General features: G+C 75.0%; 13 protein-coding genes and 1 riboswitch. Of the genes, 10 read left to right on the plus strand and 3 right to left on the minus strand.

All coding sequences use genetic code 11. The features are described 5' to 3' along the window. The 9 genes from E0D90_RS17605 to E0D90_RS17645 form a co-directional block, all read left to right on the plus strand. Window positions 1-297, plus strand: a 297-nt coding sequence (locus tag E0D90_RS17605; RefSeq protein WP_130799194.1) for an ROK family protein, incomplete at its 5' end; no start/stop codon positions are given. A 154-nt stretch (window positions 298-451) separates the two neighbouring features. Beyond that, window positions 452-582, plus strand: a riboswitch (FMN riboswitch). 143 nt (window positions 583-725) lie between these two features. After that, the gene (gene ribD, locus E0D90_RS17610) at window positions 726-1,889 is read left to right on the plus strand and encodes a bifunctional diaminohydroxyphosphoribosylaminopyrimidine deaminase/5-amino-6-(5-phosphoribosylamino)uracil reductase RibD (RefSeq protein WP_438827412.1); all 1,164 of its coding nucleotides are present in this window, start codon (window positions 726-728) and stop codon (window positions 1,887-1,889) included. A gap of 2 nt (window positions 1,890-1,891) precedes the next feature. Further along, a complete protein-coding gene (locus tag E0D90_RS17615) occupies window positions 1,892-2,554 on the plus strand; it encodes a riboflavin synthase (protein ID WP_130799195.1) in 663 nt (220 codons plus the stop codon). Then, entirely contained in the window at window positions 2,551-3,207 is a 657-nt protein-coding gene (locus tag E0D90_RS17620) for a nicotinamide mononucleotide transporter family protein (RefSeq protein ID WP_103502416.1), read from the plus strand. The genes E0D90_RS17615 and E0D90_RS17620 overlap by 4 nt, the downstream gene beginning before the upstream one ends. Then, the gene (gene ribA / locus E0D90_RS17625; RefSeq protein WP_130799196.1) at window positions 3,204-4,685 is read left to right on the plus strand and encodes a GTP cyclohydrolase II; all 1,482 of its coding nucleotides are present in this window, start codon (window positions 3,204-3,206) and stop codon (window positions 4,683-4,685) included. Before E0D90_RS17620 ends, ribA begins: the two co-directional genes overlap by 4 nt. Before the next feature lie 223 nt (window positions 4,686-4,908). Beyond that, complete coding sequence (ribH, locus tag E0D90_RS17630; protein WP_130799197.1) at window positions 4,909-5,394, plus strand: 6,7-dimethyl-8-ribityllumazine synthase; 486 nt, start codon at window positions 4,909-4,911, stop codon at window positions 5,392-5,394. A gap of 39 nt (window positions 5,395-5,433) precedes the next feature. Next, window positions 5,434-5,706, plus strand: coding sequence for a phosphoribosyl-ATP diphosphatase (locus E0D90_RS17635; RefSeq protein WP_103502413.1), 273 nt, complete (start codon window positions 5,434-5,436; stop codon window positions 5,704-5,706). Between the two features lie 176 nt (window positions 5,707-5,882). Continuing rightward, entirely contained in the window at window positions 5,883-6,728 is an 846-nt protein-coding gene (hisG, locus tag E0D90_RS17640; RefSeq protein WP_103502412.1) for an ATP phosphoribosyltransferase, read from the plus strand. A 43-nt stretch (window positions 6,729-6,771) separates the two neighbouring features. Then, complete coding sequence (locus E0D90_RS17645) at window positions 6,772-7,272, plus strand: PH domain-containing protein (protein WP_438827413.1); 501 nt, start codon at window positions 6,772-6,774, stop codon at window positions 7,270-7,272. A 114-nt stretch (window positions 7,273-7,386) separates the two neighbouring features. Here E0D90_RS17645 and E0D90_RS17650 read toward each other — a convergent pair whose 3' ends face one another. After that, window positions 7,387-9,282: an AAA family ATPase gene (locus E0D90_RS17650; RefSeq protein ID WP_227870289.1), complete on the minus strand. Its 1,896-nt coding sequence runs from the start codon at window positions 9,280-9,282 to the stop codon at window positions 7,387-7,389. A gap of 198 nt (window positions 9,283-9,480) precedes the next feature. Next, a complete protein-coding gene (locus tag E0D90_RS17655; protein ID WP_219806312.1) occupies window positions 9,481-10,413 on the minus strand; it encodes a LysR family transcriptional regulator ArgP in 933 nt (310 codons plus the stop codon). Window positions 10,414-10,485: 72 nt separating this feature from the next. On the opposite strand from E0D90_RS17655, the gene E0D90_RS17660 reads away from it, so the two are divergent. After that, on the plus strand, window positions 10,486-11,154 hold the full coding sequence (locus tag E0D90_RS17660; protein WP_170214992.1) for a LysE/ArgO family amino acid transporter: 669 nt from the start codon (window positions 10,486-10,488) through the stop codon (window positions 11,152-11,154). A 24-nt stretch (window positions 11,155-11,178) separates the two neighbouring features. Here E0D90_RS17660 and E0D90_RS17665 read toward each other — a convergent pair whose 3' ends face one another. Then, a complete protein-coding gene (locus tag E0D90_RS17665) occupies window positions 11,179-11,778 on the minus strand; it encodes a uridine kinase family protein (RefSeq protein ID WP_130799199.1) in 600 nt (199 codons plus the stop codon). Window positions 11,779-12,005 lie beyond the last annotated feature (227 nt).

Raw genomic sequence — 12,005 nt, forward strand, 5'->3', positions numbered from 1 at the left:
CATCCGGGGTCCCGCCCGGCGGCCCCCGCGGAGTTCCTGGCGGCTCTCGCCGAACGCGTCGCGATCGCCGCCGCCTCCGTCGCCGCCGTGCTGGACCCCGGATGCGTCGTCCTCGGCGGTGAACTCGGCCGCGCCGGTGGCGACGCGCTGGCGCGCCGGGTGAAGCACCGGCTGGACGCCATCTCCCCGCTGCCCACCGAGATCCGGGCCGGATCGGTCGGTGGCGGCGCCGTCCTCAGCGGTGCGCTGCTCACCGCCCTGGACGCGGCCCGCGACGAACTGTTCGCACCGGCCTGACCCATCCGGCGCGGCCCGGCCACCCGGCGCGCCAGCCCCACCCCGGCGGTGCGCCCGAGGGGCCCGCGCGGGCCGGTGTGAGTGACCGCACCCACACGCCATCTGTCGGAGCCGGTGCCCGCCGTGGCAGACTGGGTTCTCGTATCAGTGACGCAAGCGCACTCCGGGGTCGGTGAAATTCCGAACCGGCGGTTACAGTCCGCGACCCGGCCACCTCCAGTGGCCGGTTGACCAGGTGAAACTCCTGGACCGACGGTTAAAGTCCGGATGGGAGGCAGTGCGCGGCGGCACCGGCACGGGTAGTCACGGCTCCACGCCGCCCGGGCATGCCCCGGCGTTCCGGCGATGCGACGTGGTCTCCCCGTGGTTCCGGTACCGCTTCGGTCCCGTACCGCCCCGGAGTCTTGCCCGACAGGCAGGAGACCCCGGTGGCCCCACCAGCCAGCGAGCGCGAACACGACGCCATGCGCCGTGCCCTCGCTCTGGCGTCGCGCGGTCTCGGCCGCACCAGCCCCAACCCGGTCGTCGGCTGTGTGGTCCTGGACGTGAACGGCCAGGTGGCCGGCGAGGGCTGGCACCAGTACGCGGGGGGCCCGCACGCCGAGGTCGAGGCCCTGGGCCGGGCCGGGGACGCCGCCCGCGGCGGCACCGCCGTCGTCACCCTCGAACCGTGCGACCACCAGGGCCGGACCGGCCCGTGCAGCCGCGCGCTGCTCGACGCGGGGATCACCCGGGTCGTCTACGCCGTCGCCGACCCCACCCCGCTGGCAACCGGCGGTGCGCGCACCCTGGCCGGCGCGGGCGTGGAGACCGTGCCCGGTGTGCTCGCGGCCGAGGCGGAAGAGGTCAACGCCGCCTGGCTGACCTCCGTCCGGCGCGGACGGCCCCACGTCACCTGGAAGTACGCCGCCACGCTCGACGGCCGCGTCGCCGCCGCCGACGGCACCAGCCGCTGGATCACCTCGGCCGCCTCCCGCGCCGACGTCCACCTGCTGCGCGCCCGGTGTGACGCCGTCCTGGTCGGCTCGGGCACGCTGCGCGCCGACGACCCGCACCTCGCGGTCCGCGACGTGCCCGGCGCCGTCCAGCCGCTGCGGGTGGCCGTCGACACCGAGGCCGCGGCCATCCGCCCCGGGGCCAGGATCCTCGACCGTGCCGCGCCCACTCTGGTGGCCGTCGCCGAGGACGTACCCGCGGAACGGACCGCCGCCCTGGCCGAACGCGCCGAGGTGGTCCGGCTGCCCCGCGCCGCCGGCACGGGACTCGACCCCTTCGCGCTGCTCGCCGAACTCCACCGCCGCGATGTCCGCGCTGTGCTGCTCGAAGGCGGCCCGACGCTGGCCGGGTCCCTGCTGGCGGTGGGGCTGGTCGACCGCGTCGTCGGCTACCTCGCCCCCGCGCTGCTCGGCTCCGGTGCCCCCGTCCTCGGTGACTTCGGCGTCGGCACGATCTCCGGTGCCCGACGGCTGGACGTGGTCGATGTGACCCCCGTCGGACCCGACCTGCGCATCACCGCCGTACCCCGCACCGCCGAAGCCCGCACCGCCCCACCCCGCACCGACGCCCACGCCACCGCGACCGAGGAGTCCTGAGAGTGTTCACCGGAATCGTCGAAGAACTGGGCGAGATCACCGCCGTCGAGCGCCACACCGACTCCCGCCGCTTCCGGGTGCGCGGGCCCCTGGTCACCGAAGACGCCGGCCACGGCGACTCGATCGCGGTCAACGGCGTCTGCCTGACCGTGGTCGAGCACGGCGGAGGCGAGTTCACAGCCGACGTGATGGCCGAGACCCTGAACCGCTCCGGCCTCGCCTCGCTGGAGCCCGGCTCCCGCGTCAACCTCGAACGCCCCATGGCGCTCGGCGGCCGGCTCGGCGGCCATATCGTGCAGGGCCACGTCGACGGCACCGGCGCCGTGCTGGAGCGGATCCCGGGCGAGCGGTGGGAGATCGTCCGGATCTCGCTGCCGGAGACCCTGGCGCGCTACGTCGTCGAGAAGGGCTCGATCACGGTCGACGGCGTCAGCCTCACCGTGGTCGAGGCCGCGGCCGACTCCTTCACCGTCAGTCTCATCCCGGCCACGCTGGAGCTCACCACCCTCGGTCACCGGCAGCCCGGCGACATCGTCAACCTTGAGGTCGACGTGCTCGCCAAGTACGTCGAACGGCTACTGGCCCACGGCGGCGGCGCGGGCGCCCCGTCCCCGTCCGAGGCCGTGGCCGCCGCCGACGGGGGCCGTGGGGAGGTCACGGGATGAGCCTCCTGGACCAGCTCAACGCGACCGCGTTCGAGACCATGGGGCAGTCCATCAAGTGGTCCGACATGGTCGGCAACCTCTGCGGACTGGCCGCGCTGGCGCTCGGCTGGCGGCGCTCCATCTGGACGTGGCCCGTACAGCTGCTCTCCGGCCTCATCCTGATCTCCGCCTACGCCTCCGCCCAGCTGTCCGGCGGCGTGGGCAAGCAGCTGCTGGTCGTCGTCGTCGCGGTGTGGGGCTGGCGGCAGTGGCTGCGCAGCGGCCGCGACTCCGGCGACGGGCAGGTCAGCATCCGGTTCGCCACCTGGCGGGAGCGTGCCCTGCTCGCGGGCGGCGCCGTGCTGGGCACCGCCGCCGTCGGCGGGCTGTTCACGATCTGGCCGCAGCTGTCCTGGAACCCCTGGCCGGACGCCTACATCTTCGTCGGCACACTGGTCGCCATGGTGGCGCAGGCACGCGGGCTGGTGGAGTTCTGGTTCGCGTGGCTGCTGGTCGACCTGGTGGGCGTGCCCCTCGCCTTCAGCAGCGGACTGGCCTTCTCCGGGCTGGTCTACATCGTCTACTTCGTCCTCGTCCTGTGGGGAATGCGCGCCTGGTGGCTGCGGACCCGCACCACGGAACCCCGCCACGCCCCCGAAGGAGCTGCCGTATGACGCTCAAGCCCACTCTGTACGGAACGCACCACTCCGCCGGGGGCCCCGTCCCGCCGTCCCACGACGACGCCGCCGAGCCCGAACTGGACACCGTGACCCGGGCGGTCGCCGACATCGCCGCCGGGCGTCCGGTGGTGGTCGTCGACGACGCCGGCCGGGAGAACGAGGGCGACCTCGTCGCCGCGGCCGAGACCATCACCGCCGAGACCGTGGCGTTCATGATGTCCGAGTGCCGCGGGCTGATCTGCGTCCCGATGGCCGGCGAGGACCTCGACCGGCTGCGGCTGCCGCAGATGGTCGCGGACAACACCGAGTCGATGGGCACCGCGTTCACCGTCTCCGTCGACGCCTCCGCCGCACACGGGGTGACCACCGGTATCTCGGCGGCCGACCGCGCCACCACCATCCGGCTGCTCGCCGACCCCGACGCGGGACCGGAGGAGTTCGTCCGCCCCGGCCACCTCTTCCCGCTCCGGGCCCGCCCCGGCGGCGTGCTGGAGCGGCCCGGCCACACCGAGGCGGGAGTGGAACTCGCCCGCCTCGCCGGACTCCGCCCGGCCGCGGCGATCGTCGAGATCGCCGGCGAGGACGGCGCCATGCTGCGGCTCCCGCAGCTGATCCCCTTCGCCCGCAAGTACGGCCTGTCGATCATCTCCATCGAGGACCTCGCCGCCCATCTGGCGACCCTGCCCGCCCGCGAACCGGACCGGCCGGAGCGGCCCCGCACCGCTCCCGCCGACGCCGGCCCCGGCACCGTGCGGGAGGAGGCCGCGCCCCGGACGCCCGGCCCGGTGCCCGTGACCCGCTCGGGGCCGCTGCTGCCCGCCGACGGCTCCGCCGCCTCCGCCGTGGCCGCCGTGCTGCGGGAGGCCGAGACGGCCCTTCCGACCGCCCACGGTTCACTGCGCGCCTACGGCTACCGGGCGGCCGACGGGGTCGAGCACATCGCCCTGGTCGCCGGAGACCTCGGCGACGGCGAGGACGTGCTGGTCCGCGTCCACTCCGAATGCCTGACCGGAGACGTCCTGGGCTCGCTGCGCTGCGACTGCGGACCGCAACTGCGCAACGCGCTGGAGCGGATGCGCGCCGAGGGCCGGGGGATACTGGTCTACCTGCGCGGACACGAGGGCCGGGGCATCGGCCTCACCTCCAAGCTCCGCGCCTACCAGCTGCAGGAGCGAGGCCGGGACACCCTGGACGCCAACCTGGAGCTGGGACTGCCGGCCGACGCGCGCGACTACTCGGCGGCGGCCGCGATCCTCACCGACCTCGGCGTCCACTCGCTGCGGCTGCTCACCAACAACCCCGGTAAATCGGCGGCGCTGGGAGCGCACGGCCTGCACGTCAGCGAGCGGGTGCCGGCCGTCGTCGGCGCCGGCGAGCACAACCTGCGCTACCTGCGGACCAAGCGCGACCGGATGGGCCACGACCTGCCCTGGCTCGACGAACCCACCGCCGCCACCCGGGCCCACCCCTAGGCCCTGTCCGGCAGACAGCGCCGGCAGACCCCACCGGTCCCGTGCTCCCCGTCGGACCAACACCGGGCCCTGACGTGGCCGTTCACGAGATTCACCAGAGACCACCCGGCCCGCCTCACCGGCGACCGCCGCACCGCACCACGGGACCGCGCCTCCAGGCGATGCGCGGCCCCACGTTGTCCACCCCGACCGGACCCACCGGCGGCGAGCCCCGAGGAGAGACATGAGTGGCAAGGGCGCACCCGAACTGACCGTCAGCGACTGCGCGGACCTGCGCGTCGCGGTCATCGCGGCCCAATGGCACCCCACGGTGATGGACGGACTGGTCGACGGCGCACTGCGCGCGCTGCGCGACCTCGGCATCGACGAGCCCACCCTGCTGCGCGTTCCCGGCAGCTTCGAGCTGCCGGTGGTCGCCAAGGTCCTCGCCGACCGGGGATACGACGCGATCGTCGCGCTCGGCGTGGTGATCCGGGGCGGCACCCCGCACTTCGACTACGTCTGCCACGGCGTGACCAACGGGCTGACCCAGGTCGGCGTCGACACCGGGGTCCCCATCGGCTTCGGGGTACTGACGTGCGACACCGAGGAACAGGCCATCGCCCGCGCCGGGCTCCCCGGATCCCCCGAGGACAAGGGGCACGAAGCGGTCACCGCCGCGGTCTCCACTGCGGCGACCCTGCGATCGGTGTCCGAACCCTGGCGGTGATGACGGGCAGCGGTGGCCCCCGCGTAGGCTAGGGCCACCATGGCCAACAAGACATTCGAGGAGCTCTTCACCGAGCTCCAGCAGAAGGCCGCCACCGGCGACCCGGAGACCTCCCGTACCGCGGAACTGGTCGCCGCCGGCGTGCACACGATCGGCAAGAAGGTGGTCGAGGAGGCCGCCGAGGTGTGGATGGCCGCCGAGCACGAGGGCGCCGACCGCACCGCCGAGGAGATCTCACAGCTGCTGTACCACCTTCAGGTGATGATGGTGGCCCGCGGTATCTCCCTGGACGACGTGTACTCCCATCTGTGAGCGCGGCCGGCCGCCGTCCGCGCCGTCCGGAACCCGCTCGGGCTCCGGGTGGCGCGCGGCGTCCGTCGCCGCCCGCCGTCGCCTCCCTCGGCACCCCCTCAGCACACCCCACGTCCCCTGCCTGACCACCCGCCGGCCCACCGGGCCGGCGACCACCACAGAAGGAAGCACCCACCATGCTGCGCATCGCCGTCCCGAACAAAGGCGCTCTCTCCGAGCCTGCGGTGGCGATGCTCCATGAGGCCGGTTACCGGCAGCGGATGGACCGCCGTGAACTGGTGCTGCTGGACGCCGAGAACGGCGTCGAGTTCTTCTTCCTGCGCCCGCGCGACATCGCGGTCTACGTCGGTTCCGGCAAGCTGGACGTGGGCGTCACCGGCCGTGACCTGCTGGTGGACTCGACGGCCGACGCCGAGGAGATCCTCCAGCTCGGGTTCGGCGCCTCCACCCTGCGCTTCGCCACCCGGCCCGGCGGCGTTCGCGACGTTGCGGAGTTCGACGGGCTGACCGTCGCCACCTCCTTCGACGGCGTGGTCGCCCCCTATCTCGAACGGCAGGGGATCGACGCCTCGGTCGTCCACCTCGACGGCGCGGTGGAGACCGCCATCAAGCTCGGCGTCGCCGACGTGATCGCGGACGTAGTGGAGACCGGCACCACCCTGCGCAACGCCGGCCTGGAGGTCATCGGTGAACCCGTCCTGGAGTCCGAGGCCGTCGTGATCCGCCGCCGTGGTGAGGGCGAGGACCCGCGCGTCGCCCAGTTCCTGCGCCGGCTCCAGGGCGTCCTGGTCGCCCGCCGCTACGTGATGATGGACTACGACATCCGGGCCGAACTGGTCGAGCAGGCGGTGGCGCTCACCCCCGGGCTGGAGTCGCCGACCGTCTCCCCGCTCCACGACCAGGGGTGGGTCGCGGTGCGCTCCATGGTCCCCACCCGCGAGGCGCAGCGGATCATGGACCACCTCTACGACCTGGGCGCCCGCGCCATCCTCACCACCCACATCCACGCCTGCCGTCTGTGACGGCCGCGCCGACAGGACCACGCGCCGCGACGAAGGAACCAGAGTGAACCCCTCCCCGACCACGCCCGAGCACACGACCGACGACGCCCCGCCCCCGCCGTCACTGCCGATGACGCTGCGCCCGATGGCCACCGTCATCACCCTGATGACGCTGGGTGCTCTCTCCTTCGTGGTGCTCACCGCGATCGGCCTGGCCCTGCCCAGCGGCGGCCCGGCGGCCCACAGCATCGGCGAGCAGGCCGCGTTCTGCCTGAGCGGGCTGCTGATCTGGGGTGTGCTGGCGTTGCTGAGCCGTCCCCGGCTCACCATCACCGAGAGCGGGCTGACCGTCGTCAACCTCACCACCGTGCGGACGCTGGAGTGGGCCGAGGTGGTGCGGGTCAACCTGCGGGAGGGCGACTCCTGGGCGTCACTGGACCTCGACGACGGCAGCGCGCTGCCGGTGATGGCGATCCAGCCGGCGTCCGGCCGTGAGGCGGCGGTGCGGAACGCCCGGATGCTCCGCGACCTCGTCGACAGCCGGAGTGGCACCGACCCCCGCTGACCTCCGGGAGAAGTACACACCCCCCGCCCCCGGCGCCGCGCGGCACCGGGGGCGGCCGTGCCGCCCGCCCCGGCTCGCCCCGTCCCGCTCGCAGCGGTCGCGCCGTGGTGGCGTTCAGCCCGGGGGCCGTTCCACGTCGTCGGCGCGTGGCGTCTCCCGGCCGGCGACCACCTCGCCGTAGGCCCGCATGAGGTCCGGCAGCCGCAGCGTGGCGAGTTCCTCGCGGGACGGCGCCGACGCCGACTCGGCCAGCCGCACGTCGCGGAACGCGCAGCTGGACTCGTAGAGGCCGCGCAGGAAGCGCCCGTTGCCCAGTTCGTCCGTCCAGCCGCGCTCCGCCACGTGGGAGCAGATCGACCGCAGCTCCTCCAGGGCGTCCTCGTCCCAGGCGTCGCCGCCGCGGCGGGCCAGCAGCTCGCCGATGGCGGTCAGCTCCTGGGGGCGGTAGGTGGGGAAGTCGATCCGGGAGGAGAAACGGGAGCCCAGGCCCGGGTTGGCGGCGAACAGCCGGCGCATGCCCTCCGGGTAGCCCGCCAGGATGACCACCAGCCGGTCGCGGTTGTCCTCCGCGCGCTTCAGCAGGACCTGCAGCGCCTCGTCGCCGTAGGCGTCGCCCTGGGTGTACCCGGAGTGCGCGAGGCTGTACGCCTCGTCGACGAAGAGCACCCCGCCGAGGGCCGAGTCGACCAGCCGGTCCGTCTTCACCGCCGTCTGGCCGAGGAACTCGCCCACCAGATCCGCCCGGTGGGCCTCCACCAGCCGGTCGTGCTCCACGACGCCGAGCGCGTGCAGTACCCGCGCCAGAATCCTGGCCACCGTGGTCTTTCCGGTGCCCGAGGGGCCGGAGAAGACCAGATGCCGCTGGGGTGGCCGCGCGGGCAGGCCCTGGCCGGTGCGCAGCCGGGCCATCCTCAGCTGCGCCGTCAGCGCCCGCACCTGTTCCTTGACCGGCTCCAGGCCGACCATGGCCTCCAGTTCAGCGAGGGCGGCCGCCAGCCCGTGCGGGGAGGAGCCCGGGCCCTCGTCCGCGCCGGGGAGCGGCATCGCCGGCCCGCCGGGGGCCGCTGGCCACGGCGGACCGGCCGTCCGCTGCGCGGGGACGGGACGCGCCGCGAGTTCGGCGGGGTCCGCGGGGTCGGTGTCGTCCAGCGCCTCGCGGCCGTCGGCGCCGTCGAGTCCGCCGAAGGTGGGCGGTTGGTCCGCGGCGCCGGCCCCGGTGCCGGTGGTGTCCGTGCCGGCGGCGTCCTCGTCCGTGAGCGCCAGCAGCCGGGCGACGGTGTCCATGAACGCGGGGTCGGCCCGCTGGACGGCCCGGTACAGCGGCACGGCGGCGGCCGTGCGTCCGCTGCCCTCCCGCGCCCGGGCGAGCCAGTAGCGCAGCTCCTTGCGCTGGGGCAACTCGCTGCGGCAGCGCATCAGGGCGGTCGCCAGCAGCGGCTCCGCCTGCCCGTACATCCCGAGCCGGACCCGGGCCATGCCCGCGAACAGCGCCGCCTCGACGCCCAGTTGGGTGTCGTCGACCAGCGAGGCGGTGTGCCGGAACAACGCCTCCCAGTCCTTGGCCAGATAGGCGCGGCAGGCGTGCAGAAAACGGGCGTGCGGGTCGGAGTCCGGGCTCGGGCACCGTTCCAGCGCCGCGTCCAGCTCGGGCAGCCGCCGCCCGTCCAGCAGCTGCGAGGCGTGCGCGAGCAGCAGGTCCCTGCGGGACTCCAGCACGGGCTGCACCCACCAGCCCAGCCAGTACCAGGACGACAGCGAACGGGCGTGCGCCGCACGCTGTTCGCCGAACCGCTCGCGGTGCTCGTACATCCGCAGCAGCGCCCGGGACACGTCCACCCGCAGCGCGTGCAGCCCCAGCCAGGCGTCCGCCATCCCGGGGTCCTCCCGCACCGCGGCGCGGAAGCCCTCCTCGGCGTCGCCGTACGCCGCCGCCGTGTAGGCGTCGACCCCGCGCAGCCAGGCGAGATCGGCCGCGGTGCGCCGGTGCTCCGCGTCGTGCCCGTCAGGCATCATCGCGTCCCCCCGGACGGGTCGCCCCGTCTGCTCGCCGGTGCCCGGCAGCCACCGGGCGGTGCCGCCGCCGGGCCACCCGCCGAAGCGACGACGGGGCGGGCACCGGCGGCTCGTTGCTCGTGGGCGGTCACCCGCCGCACCCCAGGATAGAACGCCGCGTGACGCGCCGGGCGACCGATCCGCCCCGCCGGTGGGTCAGCGGGCCGGGCCCTCCCGGTCCCGGGCGCCCGGTGCCGGCCCCAGGACCCGTGCCGCCTCCTCCGTCACCTCGGCGGTGAGCGCGGCCAGGAGGGGGGAGTGGACCTTCCACTGCTGCCAGTGGAGCGGCACCGGCACATCCGGCCCGCCGAGCGGGACCACCGTGCCCGCCGCGAGCAGCGGGGCCGCTTGCGGGACGGGCAGCATGGCCCAGCCCAGCCCGAGCTCCACGGCCCGTGCGAAGTCGTGCGCGGTCGGCACATAGTGGCGCGGCGCCTCCTCCGGGGCGGCGCCCACCGCACGCAGCCAGCTCTCCTGGAGACGGTCGTGCCGGTCGAAGTCGACGCACGGCGCCTCCGCGAGCGCCCCGGCCACCGGGCCCTCGGGCAGCCACCGGGCGAGGTAGGCGGGTGAGGCCACGGCGCGGTAGCGGAGCACCGCCAGCGGCGTCACCGTGCAGCCCGGGACCGGCGCGGCCCGGGAGGTCACCGCGGCCATCACCGCCCCGGACTCCAGGAGGTCCGTGGTGTCGTCCTGGTCGGCCCGGTGGAGGTCGAAGTCCACCGGGTGCCGCTCGGCCAGCCGGGCGAGCGGTGCCAGGAACCAGGTCGCCAGGGAGTCGGCGTTCACCGCGAGGGGCAGCCGGGTGCGGGCACCGCCCGGACGCAGACCGAACTCGGCGAGCGCGTCGTGCTCCAGCAGCGCGTACCGGCGGGCGAACCGCAGGACGGCCTCGCCCGCCTCGGTCGCACGGGCCGGCTTGGCTCGGACCAGCAGGACCCGTCCGAGCTGTTGTTCGAGCGTCTTGACGCGCTGGCTTACCGCGGACGGGGTGATCCGCAGCCGCCGCGCCGCCGCGTCGAGCGTCCCCTCGTCGACGACCGCGGCGACGGTGCCGGCGAGCACCGGGTCGATCTTCATGTGAAGCATGTGAAGCGATGCTAATGCCGGATGAGAAATCCTCGCTGGCGCTCATGGCGGCGCCGCTCATAGGTTCCGGAGGTGCTGACTCTCCTCTCGGGCCTCGGGCTCGGCCTCTCGCTCATCGTCGCCATCGGCGCGCAGAACGTCTTCGTGCTCCGCCAGGGGGTGCGCCGCGAACACGTCGCGCTGGTCGTCGCCGTGTGCGCGCTCTCGGACGCCGTGCTGATCCTGGCCGGTGTGGCCGGACTGGGGATCCTGGTCGAACGGGCACCCTGGCTCCTGGACGCCGCTCGGCTGCTCGGCGCCGCCTTCCTCACCGGATACGGGCTGCTCGCGGCCCGGCGGGCGTGGCGGCCCGGCGCGGCGGCCCTGGAGCCCGGCGCCGACCGGTCCGAGGCCGGGGGCGGCCCTGACGGTGGCTCGCCGGGGCGCGCGGCCGGCACGCTCACGGCGGCGCGGAGCCGGGCACCCTCCGTACTGCTCGGCGCGATGGCCCTCACCTGGCTCAACCCGCACGTCTACCTCGACACCGTCTTCCTGCTGGGCTCCGTCGCGGCGACGCACGGTGAGGACCGGTGGCTGTTCGCCGCCGGGGCCGTCCTCGGCAGCGTGCTGTGGTTCTGCGCGCTGGGCTTCGGGGCCAGGCATCTCGGGCGCCATCTGCGCACTCCGCGCGCCTGGCGCGTCCTGGACGCGGTGGTCGCCGTGGTGATGCTGGCGCTGGCGGCGAAGCTCGCGTTCTCCTGAGCGCCCGCGCGCCCCGCCGTTGTCCTAGCGGGCGCCGGGGCGAGGAACGCGCGCGGTGTACCCGCCGTCCCCCGGGACGAGCAGCAGGTCCGCGTGGGGCAGCGAGGGGTCGTCGGCGAAGTGCGCGGCCTCGGCCCGCTCCCAGCCGTCCCAGAACCCGGCCTGCTCCGGGCCGTCCCGCTCCCGCCCCCGGCGCCAGGCCGCCTCCCGGTCCACGTCCAGCCAGACCAGCAGCGACAGTGACGGCCGCACCGAGCGCCGGCCCGCTCCCACCCCCTCCAGCAGCACCACCGGAGCCGGCGGCACCACCCGCTCCGGACCCCGCGCGCGCCGCACCCAGTCGTACGCCGGGAACCGCGCCTGCCGCCCCTGCCGCAGCGGGCCGAGAACCCGGCGCTCCAGCAGCCCGGCCCAGTCGAACAGCGCGTCGTGCTCCGCCAGGTCGTCCAGCCGCACCACGGGGGCGCCGCCCAGTGCCGAGGAGAGCCGTCCGGCGAAGGTGGACTTGCCCGAGCCCGCGTGGCCGTCGATCCCGACGAGCCGCACCGGTCCCAGTGCCGGCGGGGCCGAGAGCGCCCGGCGCGCCACGGACTCGGTGCCGGCGCCGCCGGGGGAGTGGGACATCCCGCCAGGGTACGGCGGCACCCGCGTCGCCACCGGTGCCGGGGCGCGGGTGGCCCACGCGGTCAACACCCGCCGGGGCGCGGCCGGGTGGCCCCGGCCCCGGCGGGCACCCCATAGTGGAGGAGCCGTCGCCGTGGTCCCACGGCCGCGTGGCGGCGCGCACCCGCCGCAGAGCGGGCGCGCCAGGTGCACGGACCGACGAACGGGGGAGCCCCGCGTGCCCGACC

Source organism: Streptomyces otsuchiensis, from assembly GCF_004305975.1.
GTDB lineage: Bacteria > Actinomycetota > Actinomycetes > Streptomycetales > Streptomycetaceae > Streptomyces > Streptomyces otsuchiensis.